Here is a 17,311-nt window from a genome sequence, read left to right as displayed (position 1 = left end):
ATGATGCAAAAAAGCTTACTCCTCCTCAAATTTCGAGTTAGAATAAGCCTTCTACGTATGTCGATCAAGTCTGTTCAGCAAGTTTACACAGAATTCAAAATAAACCTCTATATCATTTGCAATACTTGTTCCTTAACACCTTCGTCAAACTTAGCACCTTCCACATTTGCTCCCTTCCAAACTACATTGTCAAGTTTGGCACCGGTAAAATCCGCATCCATAAAATTCCCATTTAAAAGGGTCGCTCCTGTTAAATCTGCATTTGTTAAATCCGCATTTCTAGCATCTACTTCTGATAAATTAGCATTTTCCAAATACGCTTTTTCGAAGTTACCATCAGTAAGATTGGCACTACTAAAATCCGTCCCAGTGCACTCTGCTTGTTTAGCATTGATTCCAGATAAATTTGCATGGCGAAAAGTAGCATGATTTAAAATTGTTCCAACTAATTCTCCATATGAAAAATCAACTTCGTCAAAACATGTTTCAAAACAACTACTTATATTCAATTTTGCATATTTCATATTCGATGTAGAGAAATCCGCTTCACCAAACCTACAATCTGCAATGTGTATTTCCTCTAAATTACAACTTCTGAAATCAGCAAACTCAAAATCACAATCAAAAAACGATGCTCTCATTAATGAAGAAGCTCTTAACAGAACTCGTTTTGCCATGATACGCTCTGCCATTACCTCTGACAAATCTGAAAAAGTAAGGTCTAAATCACTCATATCTAACTGATCTATAACCTCATCATTGTATTGAGATCTATTTAATATTTCCATGACTCTTATTCTATCATTACCATTACCATTACCATTCTCATTCATTATTATGATCTCCTTTCATTTAGCTTTTCAGATAGTCCTTCCAAGCAACATTTGGAGAATAAGTTACCCCCATCTGATCTTCATCAAAACTTGGTATAGCCATTACTTGTGCTTGTTCCAAATACTTCATTACTTGTAGCCAATTATCAAGTAATGTATCACTATCACTCTCTAATGGATTATTTAAAATATCAATACAAAGGCCACCCCAATCTAGCTCAGATACCACAGCTGGACTATTTTGTAATAATTCCTTATCAAACATTTCTAAAATATGACCGCTAAAGTATGTTCTAGCCCCTATCCCTAAGGGACCGTTAGGAAGAAACCTAACTGGTATTGGTTGGGAAGATATTTCCATCCACATTTGTAATCGCTCACGTTGGGTATTCCACGGATATGATAAAGGCCAAAAAATTTGAGTTACTCCATAACTTGGTTTCGCAATTTCTGCAATTTGGTCAGATAACTCAAAAAAAGCAGGCCATAATTTTTTAGGTATCGATTTATGAAACTCAAACTTCAAAAATGAGCGATGACTCCAGTTAACTTCAAAACTCCCACTATAGTTCACCGATTTATCACGATAAAGGTAAACTTCTGATACTTTATGCTCTGAAACTACTTTTTCCAGGATTTCCTGACGATTATATTCTACTCGTACCATTTCACTGTTACCCCAATGAGTAGGAGCAAATTTTTCATTTGACTCAAACACATCCAAAAGACGACCTAATACTTCTTCTTCGTTAAAAGATACTGTAGGATACATTGTAATTGAGAAAAAATCAGGTTTCATGTATATCCCCCTTAATACTAAAAAATATAGTCACATAATAATTTTTATTCATAGTTTTTTCCATCGGCCTCCACCAGGTAAACGTGAATTGCCCTCCCATTTATGAGTCACTTTTCCACTACTTGGGTCAGTATAGTAAATCTCACTCTTTTCTCCTAAAGGCCCACTTGGTCTTGGCTTAGGAGGAATCCCATTTAAATCGGGTTTGTCACTTGATATTGTCACAACATGACTCCCATTTTTATCTTCGAGCATTTCTCTTTCAGCTCGCATTTGGCTGTCGTTATGAATAGTTTGCTCTTTTTCACCCATTTTGTGTTTGTGATCATGAACTAAATCAATTTCCCCCTTATCATTACGCCCAATGCTATCTGGACGCGTAAGATGCCCTTCACTAGATGTATATGTAACAACCTCACCAGCATTATTGTCCTCTAATTGGCGATCAAGATGTTCTCCCAAAGCTTTTCTCCCTTTTATTTCTTCTTCTCTTCCACGCTCTTGGCTCTTTCTTAAATTTTCAGTCCTAGCATCCCAATCTTTACGCTCTAAAGGTTTTTTCGTTTCTTCACAATGACGATCATATCTAATATCATCTGCTGCTTTATAATCTCCTCGCGCTTTAGCTTCATCTATTTTCTTTCGATAGTATTCTTCTCGTTCTGAAGTTAGTTTAATTTTGTTTGGGTTTGTATTACTACCTTTACCCGTACCCTTAACAACCTTACTCTCCATATACTGATAAGCCTCTTTCAGAGAATACTGTCCTCCTCCTGAGACATTTCCTACTCCAGCCATGGCGAAGCCTTTTCCCTCGCCTGGGATCCATTTGTATTCCAGTAATGTTTTTACTGCGTGCTGGATTTTTTCATTCCCCTGCAAGAAGGTTGTTTTTACGGTTGTGGCGCCTTTGTTCCATAGATTTCCGATTTTGTCGGCAAATCCTTTTGCTGTGGAGGCTACAAAGTTTACACCCTCTTTTACTTTGTGGCTGGCTGTTTTTATGCCATCGACAGCTGCTTTTCCAGCTTTTCCAGCTACCATTGTTACGCCTTCGCCTAGTTTTTTTCCTGCTTTTACAATCGTCTTCCCAAAGCTAGAAGCGACATACTTTATTCCTTTTCCAGCAAGACTTGCCACTTTTCCAACAGGAACAAAGTTTAGGAGCGTCCATCCTGCGGCGATGAGTCTTTCTTTTGATGATAATTCTTTTCCTGTAATAGGGTCTTTACCGGTAACTGCACGAATTGCATCATTTACTCCAATGAATTCAGCTGCTCCTTCTACGCCCTTTTCCCACCATGATTTTTCATGTTTCTTTTCTGTTTTATGGGTTTCTTTCAATTTTTCATTTTGTTTCTTTTGATATTCTTCATCTGCTTGACGAAACTTTTGAGCGATACGCCGTAATTCTTTTTCTGTAACTTGTAAGTTACGTATGTAAGATTCCATGAGTCTCATTGATCTCATATATTCCCCATAAAAATGCTGACTCGTTGCTCCTTGCCATTGCATTTGAATACTAAACATAGATTGATTGAGATTTTGTTGTATGGTCTGGCTGTGTGTTTGCATCTCTGATATGTTTTTGGCAATTTGTTCGAGTTGTTCAGGTTTGACTTTAATCTCCAAACCTTCTCCCACCTTCCTCTATTTTATACCAAAAAGAAATAGAACTGCATTAATTTTTACTTATTCTCTTTAGAGAAAACATCAAAAATACTGTTATCACAAATCGCTTCAATTTCTTCCTTTACAAATAATTTTTGAAATTTTGTTCCTGGGTTCAATATGACATTTGCCTCTAAATCTATTGTTTTTAATAATTCAACTGCATTCATAGAGACATACGGATATTCTTCTGGAATAACCATTTCTAGATGCTTTAAATCCGAATACAGTGGTAACATTAATCCTTCTTCCATTTCAAAATAATGAATTTGTAATTGTGTATTATTAGTAGAAATCAAATTTCCTTCTTCATCTACACTTGTATCCCCTTCGACAGAAGCAACAACGAATAAATTTGATTTCTGTAATATTTCATAAAAATAGCCTCTTTTTTCTTCATTTTGCAACGCTTCCACTAACGCCTCATCTAATGGACTAATTTCTAGTAAACTCATTAACTTTCACTCCTATTTGGAATAATTTCGCCACCTTACCTAGGGTAAGATGGCGAAATTTATTCCTTTATTTTTTAGTAGTATTTTTTATCGCTTGTAGTCCATCATTTGCTTGGCTACGAACATCCTGCGGAACATGTTTATAATCTGCACGACTTACAAATTCAAAATACTGATATGCAGTATTTAAATCATTTCCCTTTAATGCATTTTTCCCCACTTTAACCATTTCCTCTGCAATTTGTCTTATTTTCGCTTTACTTTGTTCATTTGCATATCCATTTTCAATAGCTGTATTTGCATAAGCTAATGCTGTTGCAATATCTTTCACATTTGAGCTATTACCATATTTCGCAAACGATTGACTTGCTACATTGAAATCATTTAAGTAATCAATAGAATTTCTAATTACGTCTTGGAAGCCAAGTCCTTGCGCACCAGGCGTTGTATACATTAATCGGTATAAATTCATAGCCCTTGCTGGATCAGATACTTCAAATCCACGTGCTTTATTTAATAACTTATTAAAAATGTTACTCATATCTCCTGCGTCAGCTATACCACGTTCATAAGCTTGTCCATAATAATATAATGCATTCAATTGACTAGCTTCATCACTCTTACTATTTTCATAACTTGCTAAATTCAACAACTGAATACCTTCTAATTTCTTCGTTGCTTCCTTTATTTTCTCATTGAATCTTGTATCATCCACTATAGCTGGTGAAATATCTTTTAAATATACAATTAATTCAAGGGATGGTTGAACAGATTTTTTAACTTCACTTTGCCATCCAGAATTACCCTTTAAATTATTCCATTGCTCCATAGTTTGATTCCAAAGGAAGTTTGAATTTGTTTGTAATTTTTCAAATGCATGAGCATGTTTATTTTTATTACGAATAGAGTTCGCCATATATAATACAGCGTTATAATAATCTTTCTCTGCTAATGCCTGATCTGCCTTTACTTCTAACATTACAGGTAAAGATAACGATTTTGCCTCTTCTCTCTGTTCAGCAACTACATTTTTAACATTTAAGATAAAGTGATAATTTTGTAATGCCATTTCTGCAGATGTCTCTTCTGCTTTTGATTGTGTTAATAAGTTCTCAACTGCATTTTTCAATTGATCCTTCAATGTGTTTTGTTCTTCACCTTTTGTCTGATCAATGTATTGATCTGCTAGTACAATTGCTTCTTTCCACTTCGCTTCGTTCATATACGCTGTTACCTGTTCAATTGCCCATTGTCCAGGTGTTTTTACTTCATCTTGCTTTTTACCATCTTTATTATCTTTTTGTTCCTCATTCTTTTTATCTTCTTTATTATTTTGTACTTCTTCTTGTTTTACATTTTCTTTATTCGTTTGGATTTCTTCTTGTTTTACATCTTCTTTATTTGTTTTTGATTCTTCTGGCTTCGAATTTTCTTTATTCTGTTGTTTTTCTTCATCTTTTGATTGCTGTACTTCCTTTTCAGCCGTTGGTTTTTCCTCCACATTTTTATTTTGTTCTTTTCCTTGATTTAAAACTGGCACAGTTGGAACTTCAATTTTTCCTTGTACCATTTGTTCCAATTCATTTTCAAGCATTTGATTAAAAATAGCTTGCACTCGATCGTAAGCCTGCTTTTGCAAGTCTTCATCTACGCCTTGTAATACGGAAGTTAATAAATAATATTTACTTAAAGCTGCATTTACATCTCGTTTTTCTTCATTAAGCGCGGCTTTAAAAATGTCTTTAGATAACTTTTCTATAACAGATTTCTTATTTTCTTTAAAGTATTCAAATTCTTGGTCATTAAAAGCAGGCTCTTGATATAAAGTTAATTGATTTCGAATATAAAATAGTTGCTCATATTTTGAACTAGCTACTTTTTCAAATTGAGCAGAATCTTGTGCTGCTAACAATAATGCTGCTTTATTTGCTTCTGTTGGTGAAGAACTAACTTGAGAAATAAGCTGTAAATCATTACGATTCTCTGTATTTTTCATACTATCAATTAGTTTCAAATGGTTTTGTGCCTTATAAAACTCCCCAAAAAACACCGCACTAGATTTCTCCCCATTTGCTGTATACCATTCTACAAGAATATCACCCGTTTTTGGTGATACTGTAATTGTTGGGTATGTTGGTTCTGGATCTGGTTTTGGTTTTTCTGTTCCAGTTCCTCCTGTTCCAGTTCCTTCTGTTCCAGTTCCTCCTGTTCCAGTTCCTTCTGTTCCAGTTCCTCCTGTTCCAGTTCCTCCTGTTCCGGTATTAGTTTTTGGCGGTTCTACAGTAGGTGTAGGTAATTGAACATTATCATTATTTTTAACTGGCTCCACCACAGGCCCCCCCATATTAGTTGGCAGTTCCGGCTTTTGTGGCATTGGTGCGTCTGACAATTTAATCTGTGGATCTTTCTTTTCCACCGACACATCATCTGGCTTATACGTCACTGGTGTAATCGGTGATTTATTATTTCCGATTAAGTCTGCTAAATTAATGTTTGGTTTTTCTCCAGGTTTATCATCTTTTTTTGCAGGATCGGCAACTAAATTTGGGAACATAGACTGTAAATTACTTCCTGTAATACGGTCATCTTTTTTCTCTTCTGTATTACTTGCTAGTTTTACCGTTTCTCTTCCTGCTGTACTAAAGCCTTTGTCATAAACAAGATATCCTGACGTTCCAAATAAAGCCACCGACATTACTGATATAGCAACTTTTTTTCCTAGATTGTTGTTGTTTTCTTCCATGTTTCTTCCCCTTTTCACATCTTTATTGAATCCAACCGTTTGTTTTCATCTCTGTTAGTTTTTCTTGTGCTGCTCTTACTTCAGTTTCATTTTCATTTGCTTGTACCGTTTTTCTTAAGAAACGACTCGCTTCTTCATATTTTTTTTGTTTAATTTTAAACATCCCGAATGCAAAATTCACATGCGGATCTTCATCATTTTGTGAATATGCTTCCGTGAAAAATTTCTCTGCTTCATTTCCTTGTCCCACTTTGTCGTATAAAATCCCTATATTCACAAGCGTATTTGTGTCACGAGTCCCGTTGTTAACAACTCTATTGTAAGCCTCTAACGCTTGTTGATACGCTGCATTACTTTTTCCGCCATCTCGTGTTTCATAAAATTGACCAGCTTCATAATATACAATGCCTAATTGATTTAGTAACTCTATATTTTTCATATCTTTTTGGATTGCAGCTTGTAATACTTGCGATGCTTGTTGATAATTCACTTCTTTTTTTGCACTATCAATTAAATTTGTTTTATTCCAAAGTACATATAAATTCGAAAGTTCAATTGCATATATAGCATTCTTTGAATCTTGCATAATGGCTTCTTTAAAGAAAGATTCTGCTTTATCTAATTGCACAGTTGCAGTTGCTAGTTGTCCTTTTAAATACGAAACAATTGCCTTATCTTCATTTGTTTTCGTACTCATTTTGACAATAACATCTTCTGCTTTTTCAAATTCTTTCATTTTCATATGACTTACAGCTAAATCTCGCATCGCATCTTTTTTATATGGTTCAATTCCTTTTGCATTATTCGCTAATGCTTGTTCGAAATTCGGAACCGCTTCTTGATATTTTCCTATACGGAAATTCGCTGAAGCTAATAGATATGCCGCTTCATTATTTTCTTTTTCTATTTCTCTATCTTTTATTAATTTTGTAAGGTAGTCTATTGCAATTTTATTTTTCCCTTCAGCAATGTAAATCGTTGCTAGCTGAAGATGAGCTTCATCTTTTCCTTTCACTGCGATCGCATGACCAACAGCTTCTTCTGCTTTTATATATTTTTTATCATGATAGGCTTGGCGTGCTTGTCCCATAAATTTTTGGTATTTAGCATTTGTTGTATAAAAGTAAAATAGTGTTGAACCACCTATAACAACTACTACAATTGAGCCAATAATCAAAACCCGTTTTTTATTCTTGTTCCACCATATTGAGAAGGCGGACGGTTCTTTTTGTTCATGCGTTAATGTAAGAGGTTGATTCGATGCTTTTGCATTTAAAATTTCATCATCTATATCATATTCAACTTGTTTTTTTGTTTGTTTACGGCTCTGTAAAATACTATTTGGAACTGTGATTGTAGCTGCTATTTCTGGCATTGGTGGCTCTTTTTCTTCTTTTATCTCTTTAATAATGCTTTCAATTTCCTTTTTTAACGCATGATCAATGTTTGGAAATTGTACGATTCGTGAATAGACGAAACAAGCATATTCTTTATTATTTTCTCGCTCCAATTCAGTAGCTAGTTCCACATAACTTTGCAGCACTTTTTTTTGATTTATTTCAGATTCTTGATTATCTAGTAGTTGAATAATATATGCGAGTTCTTGTTTTAGAGCTGTTGATGGATTGAGTGAATTAAAAATTGTTTTATATTCATATAATGCCGCTTGTTTAAATCCTCTCTCTTCTAATAATCTTGCAATTTCCAAACATTTCGATACAAAAAGAGAGTGTTCTTCTTCTGACTGCCTTTTTGCATCAATTTTTACTATTTCTCTTGCACTATGAAATACATCGTACCATTGTGCAAAGCTTGGACATTCTGCGAAAGTGTTACTATTCCATGCTTGATTAAATAACTGTGCGATTTCCCCATTCCATTGATTATGCAATTCTTGCTGAAGTAACGTATATCTTTCACATTCCGTCTGCATTTCTTCCGTTTTAAAGTAACTGGCATCCGTCCATTTGTTATTTCGAATTTCCTCACTACACCAACTTAATACTTCACCTAATAAAATGGCGCCAGCAAAACGGTCGGCTTCTTTTTGCCATATCCCATTTTCCAAATACACTGGTGCATAACCCGCTGAACCTGCTGGCAATAATGAAGGTCTTTTACTTTTTGGTCCATACATTTGCTCAACATCAACAAGTTCAATATAATGTTGGCCTTCAATTGGATTTTCACTTAAAAAAGGTATGAGTACATTACTGGATGATAGATCATTATGAGCAACCTCATTTTCCTCCATCATTTTAAGTGTTGTAAGAAATGCTTCTGCAATAAAGAAACATTGTTCTTTTGATAACACTCGTTGTTCTTGTAAAATATCAGCCCAAGTTGGCCCTTCAATCCAAGGCATTACAATACTATTAGCAAGATCTTCTGATTTTTCGATAGCAGATGTATGTTCTTCTGTAGTAACGATATAGCGTGAGCATACTTTAAGACCAGCTAAGGATGAAAGTGGCTTTAAAAATGCTAGTTGATGTTTTTCATCACGATAGCGCTCTTTAAAAACTTTTAACGCAATTCGTTCCACACCATTTTCATGTTGTAATTGATAAACTGTTCCTTGTCTTCCCTCTTGCCCATATGGCATTTCAATCCCAATAACTGCTGGATGTTTCTCAAAACGATAAACATCTTTATTAAAAATAATTTTTTCTCCTACTTCTGGTCGGAATCCCATTTTATCCCCTTACTCTCATATGACAATTTTTAAAGAAAAGACCAGGAACAACAGCTCCTGGTCTTTTGCAATTGTTCTATTATTAATATGCGTTATCTGTGTTACGGAATTTATCAGAAATACGTTTTAATTCTGATGAAATACCTTCTAAAATTGGAATGTATTGTTGCATCGCTTGTTTAGATTGAGCAAATTCGCCTCGGAACTTCGCTTGTGTTGCCCCAGCCCATTGTCCTTCTAAACTATTAATGTCGCCTTCAAGTCTATTAATTTGGTTTTGAGCTTCCCCAGCTGCGTTTGTAAAGTTACTAGCAATTCGCTCAAGTTCTTCTGGTGTAATTTTAATTTCTGCCATTGTATATATTTCCCCTTTCAATTCTTAAATGATACAACAATTAGATTATAAACTATATTCGAACAATTTTAAAAGGGGTAAATTACAAAAAAATTCTATTTTCTTGTAATTTAACCCTTTTTTAATATTATTTAACCTTTAATTCTGACCATTTCACAATAATTTTATTTGTCATTTTGTAAAGTAAATGTGGTGGTGTATATGCACATTTTATTTTCATTGGCTTTCTACGTATACAATATCCATCCCCACTAGATAATTCTCGATCCATCTCAGTATGTGGAAGCTTTATATTAAAGAAATAGACATCACTATTTTGAGTCGTACCTAATAAATAACCAAAACTTCTCTTTCTAATTTCTGTAAACCATTTTTCATGAGAATAGCTATTTACACTAGACGTTGTAGCGGCCACAACAAAATGAATCCCTTTATTTTTACAATTTTGAACTATTTGTTCCATTTTATTTTTCGAATCAAAGTCGTTAGATAATATCGCTAACATTTGATCAATATCATCAATTGCAATAATTATTTTCTTATATGGCATTTCCACTTCTTCTTTTGAATCTAAAGATGGCATAACTACTTTTCTATTATTTATTACTTCTAGCAAATCATCTAACATTTCTTTTAATTGTATACCATCTGTAAACCTCTTCTCTACATGAGGCAAATCTCCAAGAGCTAAAATACCTGTAGGTCTTTCACCAAAATCTACTAAGTATAATTCGACTTCATCCGGAGAATATTGATAAGCAGTAGAGAACAGAAGTGTTTGTAATAATGATGTTTTCCCACCTTCTATTCTTCCACCGATAAATATATGATTCATTTCGTCCAATGAAAAACTTTGTAAACGAATATCGTCTGTTTCAACTCCTGCAGAAATTTGAGCTGGTTTTAATCGCTCAACTAAATCTTCTACAAATATTTCTTTAGGAACCATTGGAATCTCTCTTGCTTTTTCACCATTCCATTCACTGCTCATTGTTTGAATAATCGTTTTTAACTGCTGTGAATATTCTAATTCACTTTCACCAATAAACGGCAATGCTGCTTGGAACAATTCAGGCGGTTGTCCTTTCATTAACCCACGACCAGCAGGAACTTCGATTAATGGGAAATTAGGTCTACCAACTAAACTATGATATTCAGTTCTATCTTGCAATTCAAATGTAATTGCCATCGGTATATTATTACGAACACGATCAAACATATCAATTGTTTGATTAAGCGAGAAATAGAAGTACACGCCGTATGTGCTTGATTCTCGTAATAACATTTCCAATATTTCATTCTCTTTTTCGAATTCATTTTTAAATCTTATATAACCATCTACCATTACAACAATAGCAGGAACTTTCTTTCCGACCATTCGATTATACATAGAAAATGACTTTGCGCCGATGTTAGAAAAACTCTCTTTTCTTTCTGTAATTTCTTTCTTCAAAAAACCAAATAAACGTTTCATTTTTTCATATTCGTCCTCTTGTACAATCCCGCCTACATGAGGTAAATCTCTAAAATCTAAAAACATACGTCCAAAATCAATAATATAAAAATTCACTTCAGCTGGTGTATGAGATACTGCTAGGGACATAATGATCGTTTGTAACATCGTTGTTTTTCCTGTTCCTGGCATACCATATATATTTAAATGGCCTTCTTGTAAATCGAGCTTTAAAGGATACTGCGCTTGATTTCCGACATCATCAATTAATCCAACCGTAATTTGTAAATTTTCTTTCTCCTTATTCCATACATCAGCAGTCCAATTTTCCATTTCATAAAACTCTTTTAATAATAATTTTTCTGGTAAAGGTGCCAACCACGGCCCTGGCAATGCTTTAATATTTTCTTTCTCCGATACGTTCTGTATATAGTGAATAAACGCTTGTAATTGCTTTGGACTATTTGTCATTGGTTTTGGGCGCTTTTTCACTTTTATTCTTTCACCCGAAAGCTTAACTTCTGTAAAATCAACAACAGCAAGAACTTTCTCTTCATCTGGATTATAAGGTGCTCCACTCCATGCAGATTGGAACAATTCCAATATTTCATTACTTCCAACCTGTAAATAACCTCTTCCCGGTACATTAATTTTAGAGGCATCTGGAATTTTTAACATTTCACGACTATCGGCGTCATCTTGTACACGTAAACAAATTCGAAAACGTGAGTTACTCCAAATCTTATCATTTACAACCCCTGAAGGTTTTTGTGTAGCTAATAATAAGTGAACTCCTAATGTCCTTCCTATTGCAGCAACACTAATTAGTTCGTCCATAAATTCTGGTTGTTCCTTTTTCATTTGAGCAAACTCATCAATGACAATAAATAAATGTGGCAAAGGTTCTTTTTCACGCCAGCTTGTTTCATAATATTCATCTAAATGTTGAACATTTCCAGCCTGAATAAACAATTTTTGTCTTCTCTCTAATTCCGCCTTTAATGATATTCTTGCACGCTCGATTAAGTTCGGATCTTCTAAGTTTGTAATAGATGCGATAATATGTGGTAATCCTGCAAACGTGTTTGACATTCCGCCACCCTTATAATCGATAAGCATAAATGCCATCTCATGAGGATGATAGGTAGCCGCTAACGCTGCTATAATAGACTGGATCACTTCACTTTTCCCTGAACCTGTTGTACCAGCCATTAAACCATGCGGACCATGTCCTTTCTTCTCAATTTTATCGTGAATATTTAGAAACACAGGTTTACTTCCTTCTCTTACACCTATTGGAACCGGCAATGAAGTCGGATATCGATTTTTATTCCATCTCTCTAGCACCTGTAACTCTTCCATTTTTTTCACTTGGAACAAATCTAAAAAAGTTAATACTTTCGGTATGTTAGCCGCTGTAGAACTTTTCATTCGAATAGGAGCAATACTTCGCGCACCTGATTCGCATCGTTCAAATGAAAGTCGATCTACTTTAAAACTAGCACGCGTTGTCCCGCTATTTTCAGCTGAGCTTGAAAATGTTTCTACTAACTCACCATTTTCTCCGTTTAAGCTAATAACAAGATCACATTCCATCGGCAATCGTTCTCTCTGTTCTGCAAATATAAATGTAGATGCTCCGACACTTTCCCCTTCTCTAAGTAACATTGGAAGTATAGGATCATCTTCTAAAAATTCTCTCGCGGATAAGAAAAAAACATACATTGGGATTAAAGGTATTTTCGCATCTACCTGTGCAGAGGAATTATAAATTCTACGCATATTAAGTGGTGTGAACAACGCTTCAGCTAATTTCTGCGCTTCTTGTTGATTCTCAGATAAAAAACGCATGCTTCTCTGCTCATCCCACACATGAGGAATCCACCTCATCCAATCCCATTCTTTCTTCTCCTTCTCATGATAGAAGGCTGCTATTTTCACTTCATTTGGAGCGTGATGTGTCATAATTTGCGTCGTTACAATTCGAGTGAAGTTCAATCGATCTTCTTTATTGCCAACCACACCAATTACATCATTTTTTTTCAATGATATTGAAATATGCCCATTAGGGATTGTATTAAAATCTCTTTTCACATTTTGTGCTTCTGTGATTAATGGATTTTCCTCATAACCTTGCTGTTCAGGCACTTTCAATTCAACATAAAATGGTCTCTCACCTGTTCCAATACGGATATCTAAAAAGTCTGGGCTTTCAGGTGTTCGCTCCCATAAATTACTTTCTCGATTTTCAATTCTTTGTACACTCTTTAGTGGACTTGGATTTTGTGTTATTAAATATTTCGCTTGTTCAACCTTTAACGTATCTAACTCCACTCGATGCTTTTGAATTTGCTCCAAATATCTTTGTTGTAACTGCTCCACCATTTGCCTATGTTCTTTCTTTTTACGGAAATGCCCCATCGTTGTAATTGCATACGATCCTAACATTGGAATACTCGAAACCATCATAAGTGGCATATAACTTGCATTCATCTTCATAAATTTCATCATCACAAAATACAATATCAATGTTAAAATTGTCATCATCGCTGGTAATAACATTGTTTCAATAGAAAATTTAGGTTCTTCTGGTATATTTGGCGGATCATGAATAATAACATCCCCTGTTGGTATATCTACTTTCACACGCGGAGAGCGCTGAAAATATGGTGATTTTTGCACAAAGCATTTCTCCTTCCCCATTCAAAACTATTACTCAATGATTTTCCATACATAATCTTCTTCACTAGAAGATATACCTTGTTTAACAGGTTCATTATTAACTTCTTCTGCCGGTAACATTTCAAAAGAAGGGATAATCGCCCCTTTTTTATTTAGCATTACATATTGTCCATCCCAAACATCATTATCTCTCAAAGTCTCGTCATTTCGAATAGAATGCCACTCTTCTTTATCCTTTGTCACTCTAATTTCGTAAATTTCACTTAATGTTTCATCTATTTTTTCGTGATGTAAAATTGCTTCAATAATTTGTATTACTTTCACATCATTTGGGATCGCAATATCTATTTCTTCATTTGATTGTTTTATGTACGTCACAATAATCTCTTCCACGTATATTCACCTTTCCGTTGTATTCTTACCAAGAAATATCTAAAAACGAAATATCATCGCTCGTCGGTGAGCACTGTGCCCTCTCGATTTTTTGTAAGACTTCCTCAAAGTTATACTGCATAAGCGACATAAGTCCATCTGAATGAATTACAATTCTATTTACTTCTTCTCTAGATAACTTCTTTGAAAAAACATCCAATTCACCACCAATAATACCATGATGTGTAGACCATCTTTTCCCTACACTTCTCTCAAAATTCAATTCATTTAAGCACTTTTTCTGATTTTGGAACAATTGTACAAAAGAATCGCCATGTGTAACTATCGTTACATCTACTTCGTCTTGATTTGGAATGAGCTCTATTTTCCCAGCAATGAACATAGCTTCACTACCTTTTCTCCTCTTTTCTTCCAAAACATCGAGAAGTAACCATGGTGTTTCTTCTGGCAATTGAAATACCCTCACTTCCTCTGCTGCTTCTTCTTTCCACTTTTCCAACTCTTCATTTAATAGAATAGAAATATTCTTTTCCTTCAATGTTTCAAATAAATTTAATAATTTCATACCAAGAAATTTCGCAGCGATTTCACCATGAAAAGACATTCCTACACCATCACATAATGCAAAGGTAATACTAGTCCCATTATCTTGAAATATAAGAAAATCTTGTCCACTCTCATTTAAGTCTTGCGTTTCTTTAGCTCTTACGTAACTATATCGATATGTAAAATGTTCACCTTTCTTCTCTTGTAATACTGTTTCTTTTTCTTGCGACAGGATATACTTCACTATTTTTCTCCCTCCTATCGAACCGGCGTTGCAGCAGACATTTGAAATCCAAGTGATACTAAATCTGCATTTGTACCTGGAAACATCATCACTGCACCATCCCCAATATGAAAACCATACTCAGTCATCATCTCACGATAACTTTGAGGGATAGGAGAGGAAAGTCGTTGCAACTTTGCACCATATTCATCCGTAATTTCTGTATGTGGCATAATCCCTTCCCACTTCTTTATACTAGTAATTTGTTCTTGCATAATTTCATCCGAAATAAAGATATTTTCAATTAGTACATTTCCATCAGGTACAGACATATTCATAATTCTTCGCACAATTAATTCTGGATCTTCGCCAGTTGAAGCACCATCTGTCATATGACAAACAACAGGAGCTGGCCCGTCTTGTAAATTCGGTAATTCCTTTTGCAATAACTTCTCCACTACAGAGAAAGCCTTTGCTGTATCAGTTAAGCGATGCGTTTGAATTTTTTCTAGTGGACGTAGTCTTGCTACCTCATCTATTGTTTTCACCCCACCCAAAAGATCAAAAACTTGATCGCTATAAGCTAAAATAGATAACTTATATCTTGGAAGCAATCGACTACCTTTTGTCGAACGAAATACCATTTGGCGAATCGCTAAAGAAAGAGCATCCGTTACAATGTCAATTCTCCTTTTTTCTTCTCCCTCTACATCCATCATTTGATTCATTGATGCGCTTACATCAAGAAGATAGATTATATAAGCTGGTGTTTGTTGTGTTGCTTGAGTTTGATATAACATGTTTCATACCCTTCCATACATTATTATATGAACTTTTTTTATATTCACATTTCATTATAACTTATGAATTTTCTTTTTCTCAATTTATTATAAAATGTTCTCGATATAATTTACATATTTTCACACAAAATGACATTTTTCTTCTCTTTAACTTATGTTTAAATATACAAAACCCTTCTATATTCATAGAAGGGTTTTAATATTATGGTATAAGACGAGTACAATCTCTCGGAAAAGCACTCGCCTCTCGTACATTTGTTAATTCTAATAGTTTATATACAATCCTTTCTAACCCAATTCCGAAACCTCCATGCGGAGGACAACCGTATCGGAATGTATTTAAATAAGATTGAAATTTCTCTGGGTGTAATCCTTTTTCTTTAAACGAAGCGAGTAACATTTCATAATTATGAATTCGCTGTGCCCCTGACGTTATTTCTAACCCTTTATATAATAAGTCGAATGAATCAGTAATAGCTGGATTCTCTTTATTTTGCATCGTATACATCGGTCTCGCTTCTTTCGGATAATGTGTAATGAAAACAAATTCACTATTATATGTTTCCTTTACATATTTCCCTAGTAACTTTTCACCTTCTGTATCTAAATCCCCTACAGGAGATTCTTTACGATACTTACTTTTCAAAATTTCTTGTGCTTCTAACAATGTAATTTTAGGTATTTCAGTAATAACAGGTACTTCTATTTGTAATAGTTGTAGTTCTAGTTCACATTTTTTTGCTACTTGTTGAAACATATATTGTAAAACATCCGTTTCTAGTTGCATCACTTCATAAAAATCATGAATAAAACCAAGTTCTACGTCTAACGATATATATTCATTCAAATGACGGGAAGAATTATGATGTTCCGCTCTATATACAGGTGCAATTTCAAAAACACGTTCTAGTCCCCCAGCCACCATCATTTGCTTATAGAACTGTGGTGATTGTGCTAAATAAGCTTCTTTTTGGAAGTATGGAAGCTTAAAAACATTTGCTCCTCCTTCTGCCCCTTGCGAAACAATTTTCGGAGTAAATATACGTATGAAATCGTTCTCTATAAGAAATTCACTAAAGCTCTGAACGAGTGTAGATTTCACTTTAAAAATCGCTGCGGTTCGCTCATGTCTTAATGAGAGTACCCGCTCATTAAGTAGTTGATCTAAGCCAACTTGTAACTTCTTTTTATTTATTTCAAATGGAAGTGGTTCTGCACCGTTTATTACTTTCACTTCATGAGCAAGTACTTCAACACCCAATTCTGTTTTCGACGTCTCGACTATTTCACCAATTACATGAACAACACTTTCTACATCAACTTTATATCCGGCCAATTCATTTTCTAATACACATTGAATTACTCCTGTTCTGTCCCGTAATAATAAAAAACTAACATTTCCAAGGTGCCGAATTTTTTTTACCCATCCTTGAAGTAATACAACCTTTCCACTTTGCTTTGTACATTCTTTTGTGAGTGAACGCTTCATTATTGAATCCATTATTTTTCCCTCCAGTAATTTTATATTTATTTACGTTATTGTTGTCATCGTCATCATCCACGGTCACTCACCCCCTTTCAAAGAATACAAAAATCCGCCCCTATAAATAGGGACGGATTTTTTTCCGCGGTACCACCCAAATTGTCATACTGACCATCTTAG

At 34.6% G+C, this 17,311-nt stretch carries 12 protein-coding genes and 1 other annotated feature (1 of these 13 running past the window's edge); all 12 genes read right to left on the bottom strand.

Annotated features, from left to right (window positions below; genetic code table 11):
* Positions 1–107: 107 nt before the first annotated feature.
* Positions 108–833 (bottom strand): pentapeptide repeat-containing protein, encoded by a 726-nt coding sequence (locus AC1Q51_RS02090; protein WP_257142723.1) that lies wholly within the window; start codon positions 831–833, stop codon positions 108–110.
* 19 nt (positions 834–852) lie between these two features.
* Positions 853–1,632: a hypothetical protein gene (locus AC1Q51_RS02085; protein ID WP_090976435.1), complete on the bottom strand. Its 780-nt coding sequence runs from the start codon at positions 1,630–1,632 to the stop codon at positions 853–855.
* A 48-nt stretch (positions 1,633–1,680) separates the two neighbouring features.
* Positions 1,681–3,264, bottom strand: coding sequence for a WXG100 family type VII secretion target (locus AC1Q51_RS02080; protein WP_141549175.1), 1,584 nt, complete (start codon positions 3,262–3,264; stop codon positions 1,681–1,683).
* A gap of 56 nt (positions 3,265–3,320) precedes the next feature.
* On the bottom strand, positions 3,321–3,758 hold the full coding sequence (locus AC1Q51_RS02075) for an SseB family protein (RefSeq protein ID WP_492331335.1): 438 nt from the start codon (positions 3,756–3,758) through the stop codon (positions 3,321–3,323).
* 67 nt (positions 3,759–3,825) lie between these two features.
* Positions 3,826–6,501 carry a hypothetical protein gene (locus tag AC1Q51_RS02070; protein ID WP_492331334.1) on the bottom strand — a complete coding sequence of 892 codons (2,676 nt, stop codon included), beginning with the start codon at positions 6,499–6,501 and terminating at the stop codon, positions 3,826–3,828.
* 22 nt (positions 6,502–6,523) lie between these two features.
* On the bottom strand, positions 6,524–9,196 hold the full coding sequence (locus AC1Q51_RS02065; protein WP_098360834.1) for a tetratricopeptide repeat protein: 2,673 nt from the start codon (positions 9,194–9,196) through the stop codon (positions 6,524–6,526).
* A gap of 82 nt (positions 9,197–9,278) precedes the next feature.
* A complete protein-coding gene (locus AC1Q51_RS02060; protein WP_053564631.1) occupies positions 9,279–9,551 on the bottom strand; it encodes a WXG100 family type VII secretion target in 273 nt (90 codons plus the stop codon).
* Between the two features lie 127 nt (positions 9,552–9,678).
* Positions 9,679–13,686, bottom strand: a complete 4,008-nt coding sequence (essC, locus tag AC1Q51_RS02055; RefSeq protein ID WP_140155656.1) for a type VII secretion protein EssC — start codon at positions 13,684–13,686, stop codon at positions 9,679–9,681.
* Between the two features lie 30 nt (positions 13,687–13,716).
* Positions 13,717–14,079 (bottom strand): ubiquitin family protein, encoded by a 363-nt coding sequence (locus AC1Q51_RS02050; protein WP_000391135.1) that lies wholly within the window; start codon positions 14,077–14,079, stop codon positions 13,717–13,719.
* Positions 14,080–14,104: 25 nt separating this feature from the next.
* A complete protein-coding gene (locus AC1Q51_RS02045) occupies positions 14,105–14,872 on the bottom strand; it encodes a hypothetical protein (protein ID WP_098255407.1) in 768 nt (255 codons plus the stop codon).
* Positions 14,873–14,883: 11 nt separating this feature from the next.
* Complete coding sequence (locus AC1Q51_RS02040) at positions 14,884–15,648, bottom strand: vWA domain-containing protein (RefSeq protein WP_000966848.1); 765 nt, start codon at positions 15,646–15,648, stop codon at positions 14,884–14,886.
* 202 nt (positions 15,649–15,850) lie between these two features.
* Positions 15,851–17,149 carry an aspartate--tRNA(Asn) ligase gene (gene aspS, locus AC1Q51_RS02035; RefSeq protein WP_000377348.1) on the bottom strand — a complete coding sequence of 433 codons (1,299 nt, stop codon included), beginning with the start codon at positions 17,147–17,149 and terminating at the stop codon, positions 15,851–15,853.
* 105 nt (positions 17,150–17,254) lie between these two features.
* Positions 17,255–17,311, bottom strand: a binding site (T-box leader); it runs 157 nt beyond the window's last position.

It is taken from the genome of Bacillus sp. MT94, from assembly GCF_058792475.1.
Note: the sequence above shows the minus strand (reverse complement) of the source record. Positions and strands in the feature narration are given on the sequence as shown.